A 19,794-nucleotide genomic window follows, 5' to 3' on the forward strand; every position below is an offset into this window, starting at 1 on the left:
CTCATTCTGGCACACTGATGCCGTAGGGGGCCGTCCACCCCATCAACCACCGATTTTCATTGGTTAGGCGAAACATCAACTCCGAGTCGTCGGAATCGAGAGGCCGCGGCGTATGGGTCCCGCCCCCATGCGCAATTGCGCACTAGGCCGGGCGACACAACGGAGAGAGCCGTATCAAATCTTGCCGCCATTGACGTCGCGCTGCACTCGGTTGGCCATCTCGATCAGCCGCCGCCAAGCCCGCTCCACGAAAGACATCATGCGATCCATATCGCGGTCGCTCGGCAGCGGAATCTCGATCTTGCGCTCGCCCTCGGCGACCTTCGGCTCAGCCTTCTTCAACGAATCCGATTTCGGCAGCGCCTCGTCGGTCTTGGCCGATGGCGCGCGCGCGGCGAGCTCGCCCTTCAGTCTGTCATTGTCGGCCTGCAGCCGCCCGATCTCGGCATCCAGCGCCGCGCGCTCGTCGGGCACCATGTAACAGGCCCAGCCGGCGCTGGAATTGGTGCAGGTCGAGACCGCGCCGGTGCGGGTGTCGAGCCGCAGGAAGCCATCGCTGGCCGGCGACAACGCGTAGCGGCCGTTCTCGGTGTCGGGCGCGGCTTGCGCGAGGGCCGCACCGCTTGAGATCAGGACAGCAATGATTGCGATGGACAGTTTCGAAGACGACATCGCGATGGGCATGGCTTGCTCCGCCTCAACCTGATTCCTGCCCCTAGACCACAGAGCTATAGGGCTTGCGGCCTGACTTCAACGCGTCCTCGAGCAATTCGATCCGGTCCTGCCCCCAGAACACCTCGCCATCGAGCACATAGCCGGGCGAGCCGAACACGCCGGCGTCCAATGCAGTCTGACGATTCTGCTCATAGGCCGTGCTGATCGCGTCCGAGGCGGAGCGTTCTACCAGCTGCCGGCCGGGCAAGCCTGCATCGTCGGCGAGCTTCACCAGCGTCGCAGCATCGGCAAGGTTCAGCTCAAGCTCCCACACCGCGGGATAGGCGCGTTGCAAAAACGGCTCCGGGTCGAGGCCGGCCTCGAGCAGCGCGATCACGACGCCGTCGGCAAGCCGCCCATTGAACGGCCAGTTGGCCGGCTGCAGGTGAAAATTCAGCCCGCGCTTGTCGCGCCAGCGCTGCAACTCGATCATCCGGTAGCGTTGCCGCACCGGATGGCGCTGGGCAAGCGGCAGCCCGCCGGTCTCCGAGAACAAATCGACCAGCAGCACGGGCCGGTAATTTACCTTGAGATCGTAAGTGCTTACGAGCCGCACGAAGGGCTTGTGACCGATATAGGCCCAGGGGGATTGCAGCGAGAAGTAGTAATCGATCTGGCGTGACATGCGGAACCTTGACTGCACGAGGTGATACGGACTTTCGGCGATCCGAGCAGAGCCGGAAATGCCAGGCAACATCGCTTCACAGCATACAAGCTGTTGCACTGCGAACACTGCGTCACTCTGACCTTGAATATCTCCAAATAAAACCAGCAGAATCAAAGCAATAACTGGTTACGACGCAATCTTGACTTGATTAGACGCGGTAAGTATGGTCCGCGCGGCTTTTGACGGGGACGGGCGCAATTTCCATCATCCGCGGCTTCGGTTAGTGTTTGCAGCATGGCTGAGAACACCAACGACGGCGCAGGTGGAAGTCGCGATCAATCGCCTCCTGACGAAGCTGCGCTTTCCGCAAGGCTCGGAAGTCTCGATCATCGGTTGTCAGAAATTCGCGACAGCCGCAGGAGCAAGACTGATCAATCCGGTACTGAAAGCGGGGACAGTGCCGCCAGAGCTTCGGCGATGGCGCTCGGTTTTCGTCTTTCCTCGGAACTGATCGCGGGCGTTGCCGTCGGAGCGGCGATTGGCTGGGGGTTCGACCGTTTGCTGTCGACGTCGCCATTCGGCTTCATCGTGTTAACGCTGCTCGGCTTCGTCGCCGGCGTGGTCAACGTGGTGAGGTCCGCGGGCGTGGCCTCGGGCAAGCGCTGAGCGCTGGCGGGAAGTCACGACATTTGAAATTCGATTACCGGCACGATGGCCGGTGGACCAAGAGCCGCGCGGATGAAAATCGACCCGATCCACCAGTTCAATATCGAGCCCCTCTTCACGCTCGGCCACATCGGCAATCATACGATCGCCTTCACCAATTCGTCGCTCTTCATGTTCATCGCGGTGCTGCTGATTGCGCTGCTGATGCTGGCGAGCGGCCGGGACCTGGTTCCGGGACGGCTGCAGTCGGTTGCCGAAATCTCCTACGAGTTCGTCGCGTCGACGATCCGCAGCACGGCCGGCTCGGAAGGCATGAAGTTCTTCCCGCTGATCTTCTCGCTCTTCATGTTCCTGTGCGTCTCGAACCTGGTCGGCGTGATCCCCTACACCTTCACGATCTCGAGCCACCTGATCGTCACCGCAGCCCTTGCGCTGCTGGTGTTCTTCACCGTGCTGCTTTACGGCCTCTACAAGAACGGCCTGAAATTCTTCAAGATCTTCGTCCCCTCCGGCGTTCCGATCTACATCCTGCCGCTGGTCATGTTCATCGAGGTCCTGTCGTTCTTCCTGCGGCCGGTCTCGCACAGCGTTCGTCTGTTCGCCAACATGCTGGCCGGCCACATCGCACTCAAGGTGTTCGCGGGCTTCGTCGCGATGCTCGGCTTCTCGCTCGGCGCACTCGGCTGGTTCGGCGGCGTGCTGCCGCTGGCGCTCACTGTCGCGCTGTACGCGCTCGAACTGCTGGTCGCATTCCTGCAGGCCTACGTGTTCGCGATTCTGACCTGCATCTACCTCAACGACGCCATTCATCCGGGACACTAAGCGGTCCGGGGAATCTCCACCCACCAATCTGTCTATCTTTCTCAAGGAGCTACAAATGGAACCGGCAGCAGCAAAACTTATCGGCGCGGGCATCGCGTGCATCGGCATGGGCGGTGCGGGCGTCGGCGTGGGCATCATCTTCGGCAACTACCTCGCCGCTGCGGTGCGTAACCCCTCGGCCGCTCAGGGCCAGTTCGGCAACCTGATCTTCGGCTTCGCCGTGACCGAAGCGCTCGGCATCTTCTCGCTGCTGATCGCGCTGCTTCTGCTGTTCGTTCCGCTCTGAGCGGCACCCCGGTTCCGCATTAGCGGCAACCCGGTTCCGCTCTCGCGGTAACCCGTTCGCGCCGCCCAAAGGTCGTACCGAGGGCGGCGCGCATGACAGCAACAGGAGAACACCGTGGCTGAGAGTCATGGCGAGGCAAAAGGCCAGAATGCCGGCGCCCACACCGAGGCCGATGGCGGACATCACGGCGGAGCCTTTCCGCCGTTCGATTCCTCCAACTTCGCTTCGCAGCTGGTGTCGCTGGCGATTGCATTTGTCGCGCTCTATCTGATCGTGTCGCGTATCGCACTGCCGCGCGTCGGCGGGACGATCGATGCACGCCAGAACAAGATCGAGGGCGATCTGGCCGAGGCGCAGAAGCTGAAGGACGAGTCCGACGCGGCGCTGAAGGCCTATGAAACCGAGCTGGCGAATGCGCGCTCCAATGCGCAGGCGATCGGCAACGAGACCCGCGAGAAGCTGAACGCGGCCTCGGAAGCCGAGCGCAAGGCGCTGGAAGAGAAGCTGGCGGCCAAGCTCGCCGACGCCGAGAAGCAGATCGCAACGACCCGGACCAACGCCATGAGCAACGTCCGCGGCATCGCGGCGGATGCGGCGGGCGCCATCGTCCAGCAACTTGCCGGCGTCACGCCGGACGCGAATGCGGTCAACAGCGCCGTCGACGCGTCGCTGAAGGGATAGACGATGTTTTACGAACCGGAAACCTGGGTTGCGATCGCCTTCGTCATTCTGCTGGTCGTGTTCGGCTATCTCGGCGTCCATCGCACCCTGCTGACGGCGCTCGATCACCGTGCCGAGCGCATCAAGGCCGAGCTTGAGGACGCCCGCCGTCTGAAGGATGAGGCCAACAAGCTGCTCGGCGAATACAAGGCGCGCCGCGCCAGCGCGGAGCGCGAGGCCGCCGACATCATCTCCAGCGCCAAGGCCGAAGCCGAGCGGATCGCGGCTGAAGCCAAGGCCAAGATGGAAGATTTTGTGGCCCGGCGGACCAAGACCGCCGAGAGCAAGATCGCCCAGGCCGAGGCGCAGGCCGTGGCCGATGTGCGCGCCGCCGCGGCCAACGCCGCCGTGACCGCCGCCTCGACCATCCTGTCGCAGTCGGTCAAGGGCTCGGTTGCCGACGACCTCGTCGGCAAGGGCATCGCCGAAGTCCGCTCCAAGCTGAACTGACGCGATCACACTTCCTTCCGGAAAAGGCCGGCGCGAGATCATCGCGCCGGCCTTTTTCTTTGCTCCTGCCGTTTCTTATTTCCAGCGGCCCCGTCACGACCGGCGCTAGTGCTTCTTCTTTTGCGCGCGGACCTTCGGCTCCGGCTTCAGCGCCTGCGGATCAAAGCCGATATAGAAAATGTAGTCGTCGTTCTCCGCGGCCGACGGCGCCGGATAGACGACATCCTCGGCGACCAGGCTGAACGGCACGCTGCCGCTGTCGTCCATCTGGACCGTGGTGGTGTAGGCCTTGGTGGCGATGGTCTTCTCGCCGACGCCGCCCTTCACCACGGCGACGCGCAGCGGCACCTGGATGGTCGGCGGTGCGCCCTGGGGGCCAACAATGATCCGCCCCTGGATACCGATCTTGGCCGTGATCTGGCCGCTGTTCAGATTGCATTCCCGCGCCGTGCGCGTGATCGAGGCCAGGAATTTGACGTCGTTGCCGACCGCTTCCTTGCCGTCCACGGCCACCGAATAGGTCGAGGCCCCGGAGCGGATCTGCACCGGCGGGCAGGTCAGCCCGGCGTCGGCATCGCTGAGCGGCTGCTGCGCCGCCGGCTTCGAATCGGACGAACCGCCGCCGAACAGGTTCTTGAAGCGGTCGCTCAGCGACTGCGCCGAGCTGGCCGTCGGCAGCAGGGTGGCACCGAGACCGATCGATACCGCCGCCGCGAGCGCGAACCTGATCACCCTGTCACCCATGCGATATCCCTAAAGCCCCCAAACCAGAGTTCCCCGTTTCGCGGGCGTTATAGCAAGCCAATGGCGGCGAACCCAAGGCATGTTGCAATGGCATGTTGCAATGGCATGTTGAAAGCAAGCTGAAACGGCTCGGACGCATCCGCCATCAGCCATTGGCCCAAGGTTCAACCGCGGAAATCCTCGTGCAGCAGGCCGAACAACAGGTGGTCCTGCCAGATCCCGTTGATGCAGAGATAGCGCCGCGCCAGGCCCTCGCGGGTGAAGCCGCACTTCTCCAGCACGCGGATCGACGACGCATTGGAGGGAATGCAGGCCGCCTCGATGCGATGCAGGTTGAGCTCGCCGAACAGCGAGGGCAACAGCACCCGCAGCGCCGTCGTCATGTAGCCGCGATGGGCATGCGGCAGGCCGACCCAATAGCCGATCGTGCCGGCCTGCACGATGCCGCGGCGGACATTGGCAAGCGTGATACCGCCGATCATCACCCCGTCCGATTCGCGGAAGATGATGAATGGATAGGAGCGGTCGGCGGCGATATCCTCGCTGTAGCGGCGCAACCGGCGGCGGAAGCCGGCGCGGGTCAGGTCGTCAGAGGGCCAGATCGGCTCCCATGGCGTCAGATAGGCGCGGCTGAACTCGCGCAACTGCGCCCATTGCGGGAAATCCGACATTTGCGGCGCACGCAGCAAAAGCCCGTGTCCCCGCGGCATCAATGCGGCCGGTCCACCAGACGGCAAACGAAACAGGGCCATGGCCCAACACTCCCCCGACTTCTCCCTCGCCCCGTTCTTGCGGGGAGAGGGTCGGGGTGAGGGGCCGTTCCGCAGACGGAATTTGCGGATAAACCCCTCACCCGAAGCCTTCGGCTTCGACCTCTCCCCGCAAGAGCGGGGCGAGGTAAGCTCAATCCTTAATGCAGCAGCGTCTTCGCCTTCGACTTGGTCAATCCTTCCGCAAAAGACACCGCCGTGTCCAGACCCCTGCCGCTGCCGAGTGCAACAACGGCAGGGCGGCTGCGCGACAGCAGCGCGCGGGCAGCGTTGCGGCTCGATTCGACCGAGACCGCGTCGATCCGCGCCACCAGCTCTTCCACCGTCTGCGGTCGGCCATAGGCTAGCACATGGCGCGCCAATTGTTCGGCCCGGGATGAACAGCTTTCCAGCGCCATCAACAGGCCGGCCTTCATCTGCGCCTTGGCGCGGGCGACTTCGGCCTCGGTCAGGGTCTCCACCGCGTCATTGATGACGTCGACGATGACTTCCATCATTTCCGGCGCGTCGGCGGGATCGGTCCCGGTGTAGAGGCCGAAGAAGCCGGTGTCGGTGTAGGGGGCGTGGAAGGTGTAGATCGAGTAGCACAGCCCGCGCTTCTCGCGCACCTCCTGGAACAGCCGCGACGACATCCCGCCGCCGAGCGTGTTGGTGAAGACCTGCAACGAGAACAGCGACAGGTCGGTCTGCGGCACGCCCTCAAGCGCCAGCGTCAGATGCGCCTGCTCGAGATCGCGATGCACCACCCGCGAGCCGCCCTTGCCGAACATCGCAGGCTGCGGCGCCGGCGCCGGCGTGGCGTCGAAGCTGGCGAACTTCTCGGTGACGTCCTCGACGACCCGCTTGTGATCGACGGCGCCGGCAGCAGCGACCACCATGTCCGGGGCGCGGTAATGCGTCGACAGATAGCCGCGCAGCGTGTCGCGATTGAAGGCCTTCAGCGTCTTGGCGGTGCCGAGCAGCGAGCGCCCCATCGGCTGGTCCGGATAGCAGAGCTCGTTGAGGTGCTCGAACACGACGTCGTCGGGTGTATCCTGCGCGGCGCCGATTTCCTGCACGATGACGCTCTTCTCGCGCTCCAGCTCGTCCGGCACGAAGGACGGATTGGCGAGGATGTCGGAGAGCACGTCGAGCGCCAGCGGCACGTCGGCCTTCATCACCCGCGCGTAATAGGCCGTGGTCTCGGTCGAAGTGCCGGCATTGAGGTCGCCGCCGACCGCCTCGATCTCCTCGACGATCTCGCGCGAGGAGCGCCGCGCGGTGCCCTTGAACGCCATGTGTTCCAGGAGATGCGAGATGCCGTGCTCGTTCGGCTTCTCGTCGCGCCCGCCGACCCCGGCCCAGACCCCGAGTGCCGCGGTTTCCAGATGCGGCATGGTGTCGGTGACGACGGTGAGGCCGCTCGGCAGCTTGGTGATCTCAACACTCATCAGGCAACTCCCTGCTTGGCGGCACGGCTGACCGACAGCACGAAGCGCTCGACCTCGGCGGAATCATTCTTCATGACCGTCATCTGTTCGGATTTCGTCATCAGGCTTCCGAGCCAGGCCGGCAGCTGCGGACGCACCCCGCAGGCCGCCTCGACCGCATCGGGGAATTTGGCCGCATGCGCGGTCGACAGCACGATGTTCGGGATCTTCGAATCCGAGGTGTCGCGATCGGCGACCGCGAGCGCCACCGCGGTGTGCGGATCGACGAGATCGCCGGCCTCGCGCCAGGCGGCGCGGATCGCGGCCGCCGTCTCGGTCTCGTCGGCGCGGCCGGCGTCGAAATCGCGGCGCACCGCGGCCAGCGTCGCATCCGGCAGCACGAAGCGGCCGGACTGCTTCAGCGAGGCCATCAGGCGGCGAACCTGATCGGCGTCACGGCCGCTGGCCTCGAACAGCAGCCGCTCGAAATTCGAGGACACCTGGATGTCCATCGACGGCGATGCCGTCGCGTGCACCTCGCGCACCTCGTAATTGCCGGTCTTCAGCGTTCGCGGCAGGATGTCGTTGACGTTGGCGGCAATACGCAGCCAGCGGATCGGCAGCCCCATGCGCTTGGCGACATAGCCGGCGAAGATGTCACCGAAATTGCCGGTCGGCACCGTGAAATCCACCGTCCGCTGCGGTGAGCCGAGCGCGACCGCCGAGGTGAAATAATACACCACCTGCGCCACGATGCGCGCCCAGTTGATCGAGTTGACGCCCGACAACGCCACCCGGTCGCGGAAGCGGTGGTTGTTGAACATCTCCTTCACCAGCGCCTGGCAATCGTCGAACGTGCCTTCGATCGCCAGCGCGTGAACGTTGGAAGCGCCGGTCGTCGTCATCATGCGGCGCTGCACCTCGGAGATGCGCCCGTTCGGGAACAGCACGACGAGGTCGACGTTGTCGAGATTGGCAAAGGCTTCCACCGCGGCGCCGCCGGTATCGCCCGAGGTTGCGACCACGATGGTGGTGCGCTGCGCGCGCTCGGCCAGCACGTGATCCATCAGCCGCGAGATCAGCTGCATCGCGACGTCCTTGAACGCCAAGGTCGGCCCATGAAACAGCTCGAGCAGGAACTGGTTCGGTCCGACCTGGTCGAGCGGCACCACGGCGGGATGGCGGAAGGTGGCATAGGCCTCATTCGCCATGCGGCCGAGCTCGGCGTCGGAAATCTCGCCGGCGGCAAACGGCCGGATGACCTCGACCGCGACCTCCCAATAGGGACGGCCGAAAAAGGCGGCGATGATCTCGGGCGACAATTGCGGCCAGGTCTCGGGCACGTAGAGCCCGCCGTCACGGGCAAGCCCGGTCAGCATCACATCGCAGAAGCCAAGCGCCGGGGCCTCACCCCGGGTCGAAATATACCGCGTCAAACCGCCCTCCAAAGGCTTCGATTATAGCCTTAAGCCTTTGATATCATGGATTTATCGAGTTCGCCGCATGCGACCCGATGTGGTTCACCATAGAAGATCGGACTGGCAATGGGTAGCCCGAAGCGCGCGCCCCGGGGGCGCACGGAGTGGTGAATGACGGCGGGATTCCCCGGTGCGCAATCGCGCACCGGGGGAATGACGATGGATAGCGTTGTGCGATATCTGCGCTATCGGCCTGCATCGCTCTCCATGCTCCGACGAATGCGATCGCTGACCGTCCGTGCGATCGCCGCCGGCGCCTCGTCGGGGATCGCAAAGCACGAGCTCGCGTTGATCTCGCAGAGCACGTAGGTGTCGGCGCCATCGGCATCGCGCGGACCATAGAGGAAGTCGGCATCCCAGATCACCGGCAGCGACGCTTCATCGATCGTCAGCGTCTCCATCAGCTGCGGAATCCATTCGTCCTCCATCAGCCGCCGCAGCGTCTGGAACTGTGCGACATCGGGACCGTGCATGATGCGCGGTCCGGGTTGAGCTTGCGGTGAATCCGGGCCTTCCGGCGGCGGCGGGATCAAGGCCTTGATCAGCTGGTGTCCGAAGCCCGCGACCTTCGTTCCGCTGACATAGCAACGGATCATGCCCTCGGGCAGGCGCGGCTGGAATGCCTGATCGATGATGCAGCCGCCCCAGCCGAAATACGGCTCGCAGCGCGCCATGAAGGCTTCCAGCGGAATCTCCTCGGGCTGGCTGCCGCGCAATGCGTGCAGCACGCGAACGGTCGCGTCCGTCTTCGGCAGAGCCTCCACTTTCCAGACGCCCTGCCCACCATTGCCCCGGTTCTGCTTGAGCACGCGCGGGCCGGCCGCGCGAAGGCGCGACGGAAATTCGGCGCGGAAGGCCTCCACGGTGGCGTATCGATGCGTGTCGGCGCCCCAGCCCAGATGACGTGTCCGATAGAGCACGTCCTTGACGCCCATCTTGAGGATGATGTCCGGATGTGCGCTGACCCACGGACGTTTCATCGCGGCCTCTCTCAGCAGCGGATCGAGCGCCGCGCGAGTCTTGCCCTGATGGATCGGGTCGACCCAGACGAGAACGCCGTCCATGGTCAGCAATTGGTCGCGGACGAGATCGGCAAAGGTCTCGTCAAAGACCACGGGAAAGACCTCGATGCCGGAAGCGGCAAGCGCTTCGAAGACGCGAACGAAACGGCTGTTCTGCGCCGTCGCCTCCTGCCGCGCCGCGGCATCGCCACGCCACAGGATGGCGATTCTGGAACGACGGGATGTGTGTGGTTCGGTGTCCATATGGAAGCTCCACGACGGTTGAGTGTCGCGCAGAGCTTGGACCGAGGCCTCACGGGGAGTCTGCCTTGTCCCCTTGGCAGGAACTCTAGACCACCCCGCGCAGCTTTCAAGATGGAAGTGGGATCATATCCGGGATCAGGCCGTGATCCCGTGCAACCCCAGCCAGCCCGTGTAGAGGCCGACCAGCACGATCAGTGCGGCCGACACGTAGGGCGCGCGTTGGGCGAAACGGCTGAAGCCACCCCAATGGCGCTCGACATGACGCAGACTGAGCGCGGCCACGACACCGGCGGAGACCATGGTGATCGCAAGCCCGATGCCGAAGCAAAGCACCAGCACGAAGCCGAGGCTGAACTGCTTGAGCTGAAGGCAGAGCAGCAGCACGGTGATCGCCGCCGGACACGGAATGAGCCCGCCGGTCAGGCCGAACAGAATGATCTGCCACGTCGTGACGGTCCGCCCGGCAAAGCGCTTGCGGATGTCGGCGGCGTGTGCGCGCGCATGCGCATCATCGGCGTCGCCGAGGTCCATATGCGCGTGGTCATGCTCCTCGAACAGGACTTCCGCAATGTCGGCGCGCACCGACACGCGCGCCTTGAAGGCATGCGGCTCCGGAATTTCATCGATGCTTTCCAGATAGCCTTCGCGCGCGGCAAAGCGGAACTGCTGCTCGCTGCCGTCGGGGCGGATTGTCACGACATCGACCTCGCCGGCTGCCGGAAGCGCCCCGGCCTCGCTGCGCAACCGCCAGCGCGGCGGCACACCGTCCTCGAAGACTTCGAGCGACAGCGATTGCCCTGCCAGGGTCAATTGCCGAGTTTCATCGTGATGATGGTGGTCGTGGTCGTGGTCGTGCTCGGAAGTCTGCTCGCGCCAGGTGCGCCAGGCCATCCAGGCTGCGATCGAAATGATGATCGCCGCCGAGACCAACTGCAGCCAGGCTTCGCTGCGTTCGCCGGACCATTGCTGGCCGAAATGCAGCCCAGCCAGCGCGACGATCCAGACGATGGCCGTGTGCGAGATCGTCGCCGACAGGCCGAGCAGCACCGCCTGCAGCACGGTGCCGCGGATCGCGACGATGAAGGCTGCCATCATCGTCTTGGAGTGGCCGGGCTCGAGACCATGCAGCGCGCCGAGCAGGATCGCGCTGGGGACGAACAGCCATGCATGCGCGCTGCTCTGCTGCAGCAGCTGGGACAGATCGGTCATGTGCTTCACTTCAAATAGGTACGAACGACGTCGATCAGGTCGGCGGCGCCCTGCGCTCGCTCGGGATCCTTTTCCCGGGCAGGGTCCACCACATGATGGCGGATGTGATCTTCGAGCAGTTCCGCGGTGAGGCCATTGATGGCGCCGCGAACCGAGGCCACCAGCATCAACACGTCGGCACAGCCGAGCTCTGACTCCAGCGCCCGCTCGACGGCCTCCAGCTGACCCTTGATGCGGCGGACCCGGCCGACGAGCTTGGACTTGTGCTTGATCGTGTGCGACATTGTCATAATATAGGGGGGTACCCTATATTCCGTCAACCCGTTTCGGGCCGGCGGGGGGCGCGGCCGTGCTCACGCTGGGTTACCTCGCCCACGCTTTACATTGCGGCGCGAACGGCATTGAATCCGGTCAATCCGGCAACAAGACAACTGGCAAGGGAGGCGTCGCGTGAAAGTCCGCATCCTGATGTTGGCTCTCCCGATCCTGCTTTCGAGCGCGCTGCCGGCCATGTCCAAGAGCAGCATCGGGCATAATGACGGCCCCTGGAATTCCGATCACATCGACAATCTGCCGCCCGAAGTCCGGCAATACATCGCTGGGATTTGCAGAGGGCCGGCCAGCGCGCAACACGACTTCGCGACCTATTCGCCGCGTGAGAAACGCTGGCGGATAAATCTCGAATATCTGCGCTGCAACGGCATCGGCGCGTTCCGTCGGGGCAACCAGTGCCTCGACGTGGATTTCGTCGAGCAAGGCTCGCGATTTCACCTCGGCGCAAAGCAATTCAGGGATTGCGGCTTCTAGATCGCAGCGAATCCCGAATCGTTTGTGTCTCGCGTGATGTCTTGCGCCGCGGTCGAGACATTGTTCCGGACCGCGCGGATGAACTGTTCGTGACAGTGACCTGGACGTTTCGCTTGTGACGACGGCGCACTCCGGTTGACATCGATCAACACAAGGTCTTAATTTCAGAGCACGGGGATGTGCGATCTCCCCGCGAGGCGACATGCCCAAGAATCGCGTCCTGTTCACCAAGGACGCACCATGTCGTCATACACATCGATCTCATCCGAAAAACTGTCTCGTCTCATCGGCACCGCCAAGGCGCCGACGCTCGTCGACGTTCGTATCGACGAGGATTTCGCCGCCGATCCGCGCCTGATCCCGGGCGCCATCAGGCACTCCCATCTCGATGTCCAGGACTGGGCTTCCCGCTTCTCCGGCCAGTCCGTGGTCGTGGTTTGCCAGAAGGGGCAGAAGCTCAGCGAAGGCACCGCCGCCTGGCTTCGATGCGGCAACATTGCTGCCGAAGTTCTCGAGGGCGGCCACCTCGCCTGGACGGCCGCGGAGCTTCCCACTGTTCCCGCCGACAGGATTCCGAAACGCGACGGCCGTGGCCGCACCGTCTGGGTGACGCGCTCGCGGCCGAAGATCGACCGGATCGCTTGCCCATGGCTGATCCGCCGCTTTGTCGACCCCGCGGCGGTGTTCCTGTTCGTCGCATCACCGGAAGTCGAGGCGGTCGCCGAACGCTTCGACGCCACGCCGTTCGACATCGAGAATGTGTTCTGGAGCCATCGCGGTGAGCTCTGCACCTTCGACGTGATGGTCAGGGAGTTTGGCCTGTCGACGCCCGCACTGGAGCGGCTTGCGACGATGGTGCGGGCCGCGGATACCGCGCGGCTCGATCTGTCGCCGGAGGCGCCGGGGCTGCTCGCCGCCTCGCTCGGCCTGTCGCGCATGTTCGACGACGACCTCGAACAATTGAGCGCCGGCATGCTGCTCTACGACGCCTTCTATCGCTGGTGCCGCGACGCGACGCGGGAGACGCACAACTGGCCGACCAGCAAGGTGAAGCCATGAGCGCCGCGATCTTCCGCTTCATCTGAGCAAGCGCGCACCTGAAGAACCTGGGGCAGCACAACACAACCAGGAGAACAACCATGCAGAAGCAGAGATTCCTCCACCTGATCCTTGCGCTCGCGGTCGCAGGCATCGCCGTGCCCGCCCGCGCCCTGACGCAGGACGAGCTTGTCGCGAAACTTCAGGCTGCCGGCTACGCGAACGTCAGCGACGTCAAGTCGACGGCCGAAGGCACGACGGCGAAGGCGATGAAGAACGGCAAGCCCGTCAGGCTCGTGATCGACAGCAGCGGCCAGGTCAAGGAGCAGGACTGAGGTCCTGCTTCGTCCGAAGCTACCAGAAGCCAACGCAATGGAGTGACGATCATGATGAGAACAACCCTGGCCCTGTGCCTCGCCGTGCTGTGGCCCGGCGCAACACTTGCGGCACCGACCGATGGCGGCGAGCAGCTGGAAACAGCCGTCGCATTGCAGGCGGCGGCCGCCCATCCGTCGGCAAGCGAGACGCTGCGCGGCGTCGTCGATAGCGTCGACGAACGCAATGACACACTGCTGATACGCCTGTCTGCGGGCAGAACGGAGCCGTTCAGGGTTCAGGACGGCCTGATCTTCAATGCCGTCCGCTTCGGCGATCCCGTCGAAATCTCGGTGCAGACCATCTCGGGATTCCCGACCATCGTCGGGCTCACGAAGCAATAGAGCGGCAATCTGAAGCAAGAACCATTCAACATTGGGAAAATCCGATGACCATCAACACCGGACGCCGAGACTTCATCGCAGCGGCTGGCGTCGCCGCAGCATCTGCAACCGTGCTTGGCGTCAACCAAGCCGCAGCTGAAGCCAACCCGCAGACAGGAGCCAAAGCCATGTCCTATCAGGCAAAGCCGATGCCGTTCGATCCAAAGTCGATCAGCGGCATCTCGGAGAAAATACTCGTCAGCCACTACGAGAACAATTACGTCGGCGCCGTGAAGCGGCTCAACGCCATCGGCACGCAACTTGCCGAACTCGACTTCGCCAAGGCACCGAACTTCATGATCAACGGCCTGAAGCGAGAGGAGCTGATCGCAGCGAACTCGATGATCCTGCATGAGGTCTATTTCGACGGGCTCGGCGGCGCGGGCAAGCCGGGCGGCGCACTCGCCGAGGCGATCGCGCGCGACTTCGGCAGCATGGAGCGCTGGCGGACCGAATTCGCGGCCATGGGCAAGGCGGAAGGCGGCGGTTCGGGTTGGGTGATTCTCGCCTACTCGCCCCGCGACAAGCGGCTCGTCAACCAATGGGCTGCCGATCACACGACGACGCTCGCCGGCGGCCGCCCGGTCCTGGTGCTCGACATGTATGAGCACGCCTATCACATGGACTTCGGAGCGGCGGCGGCCCGCTACGTCGACATCTACATGGAAGCCATCCGCTGGGACAACGCGGCCAGATTGTATGAGCAATATTCGAAAGAATCTTGAGGAGACGCGCGTGAAGGAGCGGATCAATCGCATCACCCTGGCGCTCTCAGTGTTGGCCGCCCTGCTCGCGAGCGAGGGCGGCGCTCAAGGACAATCCTGCAAGGTCTGCGCCGAGCAGCGCGCGGCATGCATGAAGAACTATGCCGGACCAGCCTGCAAGACCGAGTACAAGATGTGTCTCAAAGCCTGCAAGAAGTGAACGCCGACAAGCGGAGCCAACCGCGCGTGACGTGTCTCGTCGCGGTACTCGTCGCCGTCATCGCAGGCATGGTTACCCCCGACGCAGGATTTGCGGCTGCGCAAAGCCCTCGGAAAGTCACGGGTGCGCAGATTCGTGCCAGGTTCGCCGGGATGCAACTGACGGACGAGGTCCACTACCGCTTCGTGTTCGAGCGTGACGGCACGCTGAGGATCGTCTCGGCGGGAGCAAAGACGCGCGGCAGATGGACGATCGAGAAGGATCAGCTCTGCCTTCATCTCCAGGAGACCGACGACGGTTGCTACGACGTCGCTCAATCGGGCCGGACATTCACGTTGACGCCAACGGGATCAGGGCTCCCCGCTGACGGCATTCTTGAGCCCATCTCGGATTCGCAATGAAAAGCAGAGCTTTTTCCACGGAGTTTCGCAGGTGACCACGCCAACAGATTCACAGCGCAGCCGCTTGGCAGAACTGGCACGCTATTTCCTGCGCCTCGGCTTTCTCGGCTTCGGCGGCCCGGTCGCGCTCGTCGGGCAGATGGAGCGGGAACTGGTCGACGGCAAGAAATGGCTGACCAAGGAAGAGATGAGGGAATCGATTGCCATCTGCCAATCGCTTCCGGGACCGCTGGCGATCCAGGTCGGCATCTATGTGTCCTGGCTTCGCGGCGGCTTTTGGGGAGCCTGGGTCGGTGGATGGTGCTTCATCCTTCCCAACTTCGTCATCGTCGCGGCCCTCGGCGCGCTGTATGTCTATCTCGGCGATCTTCAGCCCGTCACCGCCGTGTTCTATGGCGTCAGCCCCGCAGTCATCGCCCTGATCCTGCATTCCTGCTATCGGCTCGCCAAGCTCGGCATGGAGGACTGGCTGCAATGGGTGATCGCCGCAGTCTGTTTTGCCGTCACCGTGATCTTGAAGGCCGAGGTCGCATTGCTCTTCATCGGCGCCGGGATCGTCGGCATCATCTATTATGGCAACATGAAGCGGCCGCCTGTCGCCCTGCAACTCGCGATCATACCGGCGGCAGCGCCCGGAGCCGCACCGGTCGTGACCGGATCGACGCTCGGCAAGCTGCTGCTGTTCTTCCTCAAGGCGGGTTCGCTGACCTTCGGCAGCGGCCTCGTTATCGTTCCCTTCCTAGAACAAGGGCTCGTGCAGCAATACGGCTGGCTCAACGAACGTGAATTCCTGGTGGCCGTCGCGATCGGCATGATGAGCCCCGGGCCGGTCGTGATCACAGCAACCTTCGTCGGCTACCTGGTCGCGGGCTTCTGGGGCTCGCTCATCTCGACCATCGGCATCTTCCTGCCATCCTTCCTGCTTGTCTTGATCGTGGCGCCCCTGCTGGCGCGGCATCGCAAGAATCCGAATGTCCAGGGATTCGTGAAAGGCGCCTATGCGGCTGCGATCGGAACGATCCTCGGCGCGTGCGTCCTGCTCGGCAAGATCGCAATCGGCGATTGGCTGACCGCACTCATCGGCATTGGATCGCTCGCCGTTCTGTTCCGCTGGAAGGTCAGCAATCCCCTGCTTATTGCAGTGACGGCGGTCATTGGGCTCCTTGCTTACCCCATCCTGCAGCCGGCGTGGGTGCTCACCGGTTTGAAGTGAGACGCCGACGATGCAAACGCTGCTCACGAGGGCCCAGGTAACGCTGCTCAATGTGGCCGCGGCGGTCGCAATCCTGCTGACATCAGTCCAGCCCGCACCGGCCGACGAGGACAAGACGGTTGTCTTTGTCTGCCAGCACGGCGTGGTGAACAGCCAGATGGCGGCCGCCTATTTCAACAAGGCTGCGCAGGAGCGCCGATTGCGGTTCAAGGCGGTCTCGCGCGGCATCGACCTTTATCGGTCAGTGCCAGTCAGGATCCGGGACGGGCTTACGCTGGACGGTCTGGAGGTGGCGAACACGCCGCAACAACTGACCTTGGACGACATGACCGCGGCGGACCAGGTGGTGGCGTTCGATCGGATTCCCGCCGGGCGGCGAGGACGAGCCGACGTGACCTACTGGTCCGGCATTCCCCTGGGTATCGATGATTATGAGTCAACCCGGGACCAAATCGTCCGCCGTATCGACGCACTTATTCCGGCGCTCGCGGCCGAAGCGGCAAGAGACCGAGCGCCCCTCCAGCTCGAAGCGAAAATCCTGCTCGGCGATGTCCGCGGGCGGATCGATCACCTGGCAGTCGACCTGAAACGCCAGCGATTGTTCGTGGCCGAGCTTGGCAATGACAGCATCGGCGTCGTCGACCTGGCTGCCCACAGCCTGCTGCGAACCGTTGGCGGGCTGAACGAACCGCAGGGCGTCGGCTATGAGCCATCGACCGAGACCCTCTATGTCGCCAATGCCCGTGACGGATCGGTGCGACTGTTCGAGGCCAACGAGTACAAGGCGACCGGGCGGATCGAACTTGGCAGCGATGCGGACAACATTCGGATCGACGCGGCGGCTAAGCATGTTGTCGTAGGCTATGGTGATGGCGGTCTGGCGGTGCTCGATCCGTCCACCCGCACCAAGGTACGAAGCCTGCCGCTGAGGGCGCATCCGGAAAGTTTCCAGCTTGAGCCCGACAGCGGACGCATCTTCGTCAACCTGCCTGACGCGCATGCGGTCGCGGTCGTGGACGGTGCTTCCGGGAAACAGCTTGCCAATTGGCCGTTGGACAAGGGCGGCAACTTCGCGATGACCATCGATCGCGATCGAGGGCGTGTGCTTGTGGCGTACCGTAGTCCCACCGAACTTGCCGTCTTTTCGACGGACGGCAAACCGATCGCGAACGCTGAGACCTGCGGCGATGTCGACGATCTCTTCATCGATGCAAAACGCGAGCGGGTTTATGTGAGTTGCGGCGCAGGCTACGTCGATGTGTTCGAAATCGATGGATCCGTCTATCGACGGATGGCGCGTACGCCGACGGCAACGGGCGCGCGAACGGCGCTCTTTGTGCCCGAGATGGACCGTCTGTTCGTCGCGGTGCGCGCTGGCCCCGCAGGACCTGCCGCGATATGGGTGTTTAAGCCGACGCCTTGAGATTGATCAGGTAGGAGGCGGTGCATGTGCGGACGAAGCCGAGGCTTTTGCAGCTGCCCGACACATCTTGCGCTCGGCGCCGTCGTCGCTTCGGTCCTCGTTGCCTTGTCCGGTCCCGCATCGGCCTATCGTCCGTTTGACGGCACGGATGCTGCGGTCGCCAAAAAGGGGGAAATCGAGATCGAACTGCAGCCGGCCGGACGCTTGCGCGACGAGAGCGGGACAAGCCTGATCGCACCGGCCTGGGTCATCAATTACGGACTAAGCGAGAATTGGGAAGCCGTCTTTGAAGGCCAGGGTCAGACCTCTCTTTCCCCACCCGGACCGACGACCCTGACCGCCGCCGGCGCGTTCCTCAAGCATGTGATCGTGCCCGGAAGCCTGCAGGACAAGACCGGCCCAAGTGTTGCGACCGAATTTGGCGTCCTGTTACCTGACAGCACCGGCAATTCAGGTGCCGGGTTTAGCCTGGCCGGGATCGTCTCGCAGCGCTGGGATTGGGGGACGATACATCTGAACGCCGAGACGGCCCTGACCCGTGACCACCATGGCGACGTGTTCCTGGGCGCAATTGTCGAAGGACCGGCAACATGGACGGTACGCCCTGTCGCCGAGATCTTCTACGAGAACGAGTTCGGAAGGCAGGATACGTTCTCGGGCTTGGTCGGGCTGATCTATCGTGTAAGCGATGACCTCAACTTCGACGTCGCAGTCCGGCACGCGCTCACAGGTGGACAGCCGGTGAACGAGATACGTGCGGGATTGACCTTCGGCTTTCCGCTTTCGGCCTTCGGAAGTCACGCCGCGCACCAGGCAGGGCCAAACCTGCCACGATAGTCTGATCGCCTATTGGCGGTCCCGGTTTTCGGGATGCGCCCGCCAGTCGCGGCCAACGGTCTGGTGTTCCTCATTCGGTGTAGTCTGATTGGCGTGGTCATCTTCGCCGCCCACGGCCTTCCAGTCGCGTCCGATCTTGACGTCCTCTGCGCGATTGCGATCCTGTTCACGGGATTGCTCCGACTGCTGGGGCGTCTGTGCCTGTTGAACGGGAGTGGACTGTGCTTGTGCCGCACCACCGTCGAATGCGAAAATCAGTGCGAAAGCAGATAACAGTGCAAGCGATGCTGAAATTCTCATGGTTGTCTCCCTTCCTCGCCAGAACTGTGCACCAACTCGCCGTGAGGGGCTTTGTTCTTAAAAGCAGGCACGTTTGGCGCGCGCCGTGTGGCGCTGGAACCGGCGGATTCCGCACATTTAGAAACTGAAACACCGCTGCGTTATCGGCGTTGAGAACCCGATTGCGGCTCTCTAGATCAGGACTTGCCCTACCCGCCCCCTGCGGCGCTGTCATACCCACCGAAGAGTTGAGCCAATGCGACCCCACATCATCTGCCACATGGGCACGTCGATCGACGGCCGGCTTCATCCCAGCCGCTTCACCAAGCCGGCCGCCGGTATCCCGGCTGACGTGCTGCGCTCTCACTATGAGAAGATCCATGACGGCTTCAATGCCGATGGATGGATCATCGGCCGCGTCACCATGAACGAGATGGCCAAGGGGACGGAGCGGCAGATCGCCAATGCGCCGAAAGTGCCGCGCGAGGCGCATCTCGGCAACCGCGACGGCCGCAAGCTCGCTGTCGGCATCGATCCGTCGGGCCGCGTGCATTTCGGCAAGGACAATGTCGGCGGCGATCACGCCGTCGCGGTGCTCGGCGAACAAGTCTCGGACAGCCATCTCGCCGAGCTGCGCGAGGACGGCGCGTCCTACATCTTTGCAGGCCTCAAGGGCGACGATCTGGCGAGCGCGATGGCGCAGCTCGCATCACTGTTCGGCGCGAGGACGCTGCTGCTCGAAGGCGGCGGCGGGATCAACGGCGCCTTCCTCAAGCAGGGACTGATCGACGAGTTCAGCACGTTGATCCATCCGGCGGTCGACGGCGTCTCGGGATCGCAGAGCATCGTCGATTATCACGGCCCAGACGGTGACCACCCCGGCGCCGGGCAGTCGCTCCGGCTCACCCACTGCGAGACGCTGGAAGGCGGCATGGTCTGGCTGCGCCACGCTGTCGAGCGCGCGCCGGGCTGAG

At 63.7% G+C, this 19,794-nt stretch carries 26 protein-coding genes; 16 read left to right on the top strand and 10 right to left on the bottom strand.

The window, feature by feature from the left end; all coding sequences use genetic code 11:
• Positions 1-174 precede the first annotated feature (174 nt).
• Complete coding sequence (locus tag CO675_RS35775) at positions 175-684, bottom strand: hypothetical protein (RefSeq protein ID WP_097676589.1); 510 nt, start codon at positions 682-684, stop codon at positions 175-177.
• 31 nt (positions 685-715) lie between these two features.
• Positions 716-1,339, bottom strand: coding sequence for a 2-hydroxychromene-2-carboxylate isomerase (locus tag CO675_RS35780; RefSeq protein ID WP_097676590.1), 624 nt, complete (start codon positions 1,337-1,339; stop codon positions 716-718).
• A 276-nt stretch (positions 1,340-1,615) separates the two neighbouring features.
• Here CO675_RS35780 and CO675_RS35785 point away from each other — a divergent pair, with 276 nt between their 5' ends.
• The 5 genes from CO675_RS35785 (at position 1,616) to CO675_RS35805 (ending at position 4,265) form a co-directional block, all read left to right on the top strand.
• A complete protein-coding gene (locus CO675_RS35785; RefSeq protein ID WP_097676591.1) occupies positions 1,616-1,987 on the top strand; it encodes an AtpZ/AtpI family protein in 372 nt (123 codons plus the stop codon).
• Positions 1,988-2,059: 72 nt separating this feature from the next.
• The gene (locus CO675_RS35790) at positions 2,060-2,809 is read left to right on the top strand and encodes a F0F1 ATP synthase subunit A (protein WP_097676592.1); all 750 of its coding nucleotides are present in this window, start codon (positions 2,060-2,062) and stop codon (positions 2,807-2,809) included.
• A 55-nt stretch (positions 2,810-2,864) separates the two neighbouring features.
• Positions 2,865-3,095: a F0F1 ATP synthase subunit C gene (locus CO675_RS35795; RefSeq protein ID WP_016847054.1), complete on the top strand. Its 231-nt coding sequence runs from the start codon at positions 2,865-2,867 to the stop codon at positions 3,093-3,095.
• Between the two features lie 114 nt (positions 3,096-3,209).
• The gene (locus tag CO675_RS35800; protein WP_097676593.1) at positions 3,210-3,776 is read left to right on the top strand and encodes a F0F1 ATP synthase subunit B; all 567 of its coding nucleotides are present in this window, start codon (positions 3,210-3,212) and stop codon (positions 3,774-3,776) included.
• 3 nt (positions 3,777-3,779) lie between these two features.
• Positions 3,780-4,265, top strand: a complete 486-nt coding sequence (locus CO675_RS35805) for a F0F1 ATP synthase subunit B family protein (RefSeq protein WP_097676594.1) — start codon at positions 3,780-3,782, stop codon at positions 4,263-4,265.
• Between the two features lie 105 nt (positions 4,266-4,370).
• Here the strand turns inward: CO675_RS35805 and CO675_RS35810 are convergent, their stop codons facing one another.
• The 7 genes from CO675_RS35810 to CO675_RS35840 form a co-directional block, all read right to left on the bottom strand.
• A complete protein-coding gene (locus CO675_RS35810) occupies positions 4,371-5,009 on the bottom strand; it encodes a hypothetical protein (RefSeq protein ID WP_097676595.1) in 639 nt (212 codons plus the stop codon).
• 164 nt (positions 5,010-5,173) lie between these two features.
• Positions 5,174-5,761 (bottom strand): GNAT family N-acetyltransferase, encoded by a 588-nt coding sequence (locus tag CO675_RS35815; RefSeq protein ID WP_021076543.1) that lies wholly within the window; start codon positions 5,759-5,761, stop codon positions 5,174-5,176.
• Positions 5,762-5,919: 158 nt separating this feature from the next.
• Positions 5,920-7,209 carry a M16 family metallopeptidase gene (locus CO675_RS35820; RefSeq protein ID WP_097676596.1) on the bottom strand — a complete coding sequence of 430 codons (1,290 nt, stop codon included), beginning with the start codon at positions 7,207-7,209 and terminating at the stop codon, positions 5,920-5,922.
• Positions 7,209-8,624: a threonine synthase gene (gene thrC / locus CO675_RS35825; protein ID WP_198964864.1), complete on the bottom strand. Its 1,416-nt coding sequence runs from the start codon at positions 8,622-8,624 to the stop codon at positions 7,209-7,211. The genes CO675_RS35820 and thrC overlap by 1 nt, the downstream gene beginning before the upstream one ends.
• A gap of 227 nt (positions 8,625-8,851) precedes the next feature.
• On the bottom strand, positions 8,852-9,931 hold the full coding sequence (locus CO675_RS35830; protein ID WP_097676598.1) for a Cj0069 family protein: 1,080 nt from the start codon (positions 9,929-9,931) through the stop codon (positions 8,852-8,854).
• 135 nt (positions 9,932-10,066) lie between these two features.
• A complete protein-coding gene (locus CO675_RS35835) occupies positions 10,067-11,140 on the bottom strand; it encodes a nickel/cobalt efflux transporter (protein WP_097676599.1) in 1,074 nt (357 codons plus the stop codon).
• Between the two features lie 5 nt (positions 11,141-11,145).
• Positions 11,146-11,424 carry a metal/formaldehyde-sensitive transcriptional repressor gene (locus CO675_RS35840; RefSeq protein ID WP_050406339.1) on the bottom strand — a complete coding sequence of 93 codons (279 nt, stop codon included), beginning with the start codon at positions 11,422-11,424 and terminating at the stop codon, positions 11,146-11,148.
• A 166-nt stretch (positions 11,425-11,590) separates the two neighbouring features.
• Between CO675_RS35840 and CO675_RS35845 the strand changes: the two genes are divergently transcribed.
• The 10 genes from CO675_RS35845 (at position 11,591) to CO675_RS35890 (ending at position 18,541) form a co-directional block, all read left to right on the top strand.
• Positions 11,591-11,947 (top strand): hypothetical protein, encoded by a 357-nt coding sequence (locus CO675_RS35845; protein WP_097676600.1) that lies wholly within the window; start codon positions 11,591-11,593, stop codon positions 11,945-11,947.
• A 240-nt stretch (positions 11,948-12,187) separates the two neighbouring features.
• Positions 12,188-13,006 carry a chromate resistance protein ChrB domain-containing protein gene (locus CO675_RS35850; protein WP_097676601.1) on the top strand — a complete coding sequence of 273 codons (819 nt, stop codon included), beginning with the start codon at positions 12,188-12,190 and terminating at the stop codon, positions 13,004-13,006.
• A gap of 80 nt (positions 13,007-13,086) precedes the next feature.
• A complete protein-coding gene (locus CO675_RS35855) occupies positions 13,087-13,320 on the top strand; it encodes a hypothetical protein (RefSeq protein WP_245453059.1) in 234 nt (77 codons plus the stop codon).
• A gap of 51 nt (positions 13,321-13,371) precedes the next feature.
• Entirely contained in the window at positions 13,372-13,704 is a 333-nt protein-coding gene (locus CO675_RS35860) for a hypothetical protein (protein WP_245453067.1), read from the top strand.
• A 167-nt stretch (positions 13,705-13,871) separates the two neighbouring features.
• Complete coding sequence (locus tag CO675_RS35865) at positions 13,872-14,468, top strand: superoxide dismutase (protein WP_097676651.1); 597 nt, start codon at positions 13,872-13,874, stop codon at positions 14,466-14,468.
• Between the two features lie 10 nt (positions 14,469-14,478).
• Positions 14,479-14,667 carry a hypothetical protein gene (locus CO675_RS35870; protein WP_097676602.1) on the top strand — a complete coding sequence of 63 codons (189 nt, stop codon included), beginning with the start codon at positions 14,479-14,481 and terminating at the stop codon, positions 14,665-14,667.
• Positions 14,664-15,068: a DUF4148 domain-containing protein gene (locus tag CO675_RS35875; RefSeq protein ID WP_097676603.1), complete on the top strand. Its 405-nt coding sequence runs from the start codon at positions 14,664-14,666 to the stop codon at positions 15,066-15,068. The genes CO675_RS35870 and CO675_RS35875 overlap by 4 nt, the downstream gene beginning before the upstream one ends.
• Positions 15,069-15,099: 31 nt before the next feature.
• Positions 15,100-16,281 (top strand): chromate efflux transporter, encoded by a 1,182-nt coding sequence (gene chrA / locus CO675_RS35880; RefSeq protein WP_158231356.1) that lies wholly within the window; start codon positions 15,100-15,102, stop codon positions 16,279-16,281.
• Between the two features lie 10 nt (positions 16,282-16,291).
• The gene (locus tag CO675_RS35885) at positions 16,292-17,704 is read left to right on the top strand and encodes an arsenate reductase/protein-tyrosine-phosphatase family protein (protein ID WP_097676605.1); all 1,413 of its coding nucleotides are present in this window, start codon (positions 16,292-16,294) and stop codon (positions 17,702-17,704) included.
• Positions 17,705-17,728: 24 nt separating this feature from the next.
• Positions 17,729-18,541: a hypothetical protein gene (locus CO675_RS35890; protein ID WP_097676606.1), complete on the top strand. Its 813-nt coding sequence runs from the start codon at positions 17,729-17,731 to the stop codon at positions 18,539-18,541.
• A 9-nt stretch (positions 18,542-18,550) separates the two neighbouring features.
• On the opposite strand, the gene CO675_RS35895 is transcribed toward CO675_RS35890, so the two are convergent.
• Positions 18,551-18,841: a hypothetical protein gene (locus CO675_RS35895; RefSeq protein ID WP_097676607.1), complete on the bottom strand. Its 291-nt coding sequence runs from the start codon at positions 18,839-18,841 to the stop codon at positions 18,551-18,553.
• Between the two features lie 235 nt (positions 18,842-19,076).
• Between CO675_RS35895 and CO675_RS35900 the strand changes: the two genes are divergently transcribed.
• Complete coding sequence (locus CO675_RS35900) at positions 19,077-19,793, top strand: dihydrofolate reductase family protein (protein WP_097676608.1); 717 nt, start codon at positions 19,077-19,079, stop codon at positions 19,791-19,793.
• Position 19,794: the final 1 nt, after the last annotated feature.

The sequence above is a fragment of the Bradyrhizobium sp. C9 genome, assembly GCF_002532045.1.
In the GTDB taxonomy this organism is placed as follows: Bacteria; Pseudomonadota; Alphaproteobacteria; order Rhizobiales; family Xanthobacteraceae; genus Bradyrhizobium.

Coding starts and splice junctions, on each gene's coding strand:
- CO675_RS35835 (WP_097676599.1), bottom strand. CDS start 11,140: ATGACCGATCTGTCCCAGCTGCTGCAGCAGAGCAGCGCGCATGCATGG.
- CO675_RS35780 (WP_097676590.1), bottom strand. CDS start 1,339: ATGTCACGCCAGATCGATTACTACTTCTCGCTGCAATCCCCCTGGGCC.
- CO675_RS35840 (WP_050406339.1), bottom strand. CDS start 11,424: ATGTCGCACACGATCAAGCACAAGTCCAAGCTCGTCGGCCGGGTCCGC.
- CO675_RS35855 (WP_245453059.1), top strand. CDS start 13,087: ATGCAGAAGCAGAGATTCCTCCACCTGATCCTTGCGCTCGCGGTCGCA.
- CO675_RS35865 (WP_097676651.1), top strand. CDS start 13,872: ATGTCCTATCAGGCAAAGCCGATGCCGTTCGATCCAAAGTCGATCAGC.
- CO675_RS35885 (WP_097676605.1), top strand. CDS start 16,292: ATGCAAACGCTGCTCACGAGGGCCCAGGTAACGCTGCTCAATGTGGCC.
- CO675_RS35775 (WP_097676589.1), bottom strand. CDS start 684: ATGCCCATCGCGATGTCGTCTTCGAAACTGTCCATCGCAATCATTGCT.
- CO675_RS35810 (WP_097676595.1), bottom strand. CDS start 5,009: ATGGGTGACAGGGTGATCAGGTTCGCGCTCGCGGCGGCGGTATCGATC.
- CO675_RS35795 (WP_016847054.1), top strand. CDS start 2,865: ATGGAACCGGCAGCAGCAAAACTTATCGGCGCGGGCATCGCGTGCATC.
- CO675_RS35820 (WP_097676596.1), bottom strand. CDS start 7,209: ATGAGTGTTGAGATCACCAAGCTGCCGAGCGGCCTCACCGTCGTCACC.
- CO675_RS35785 (WP_097676591.1), top strand. CDS start 1,616: ATGGCTGAGAACACCAACGACGGCGCAGGTGGAAGTCGCGATCAATCG.
- CO675_RS35890 (WP_097676606.1), top strand. CDS start 17,729: ATGTGCGGACGAAGCCGAGGCTTTTGCAGCTGCCCGACACATCTTGCG.
- CO675_RS35790 (WP_097676592.1), top strand. CDS start 2,060: ATGAAAATCGACCCGATCCACCAGTTCAATATCGAGCCCCTCTTCACG.
- CO675_RS35850 (WP_097676601.1), top strand. CDS start 12,188: ATGTCGTCATACACATCGATCTCATCCGAAAAACTGTCTCGTCTCATC.
- CO675_RS35900 (WP_097676608.1), top strand. CDS start 19,077: ATGCGACCCCACATCATCTGCCACATGGGCACGTCGATCGACGGCCGG.
- CO675_RS35895 (WP_097676607.1), bottom strand. CDS start 18,841: ATGAGAATTTCAGCATCGCTTGCACTGTTATCTGCTTTCGCACTGATT.
- CO675_RS35815 (WP_021076543.1), bottom strand. CDS start 5,761: ATGGCCCTGTTTCGTTTGCCGTCTGGTGGACCGGCCGCATTGATGCCG.
- CO675_RS35830 (WP_097676598.1), bottom strand. CDS start 9,931: ATGGACACCGAACCACACACATCCCGTCGTTCCAGAATCGCCATCCTG.
- CO675_RS35805 (WP_097676594.1), top strand. CDS start 3,780: ATGTTTTACGAACCGGAAACCTGGGTTGCGATCGCCTTCGTCATTCTG.
- CO675_RS35860 (WP_245453067.1), top strand. CDS start 13,372: ATGATGAGAACAACCCTGGCCCTGTGCCTCGCCGTGCTGTGGCCCGGC.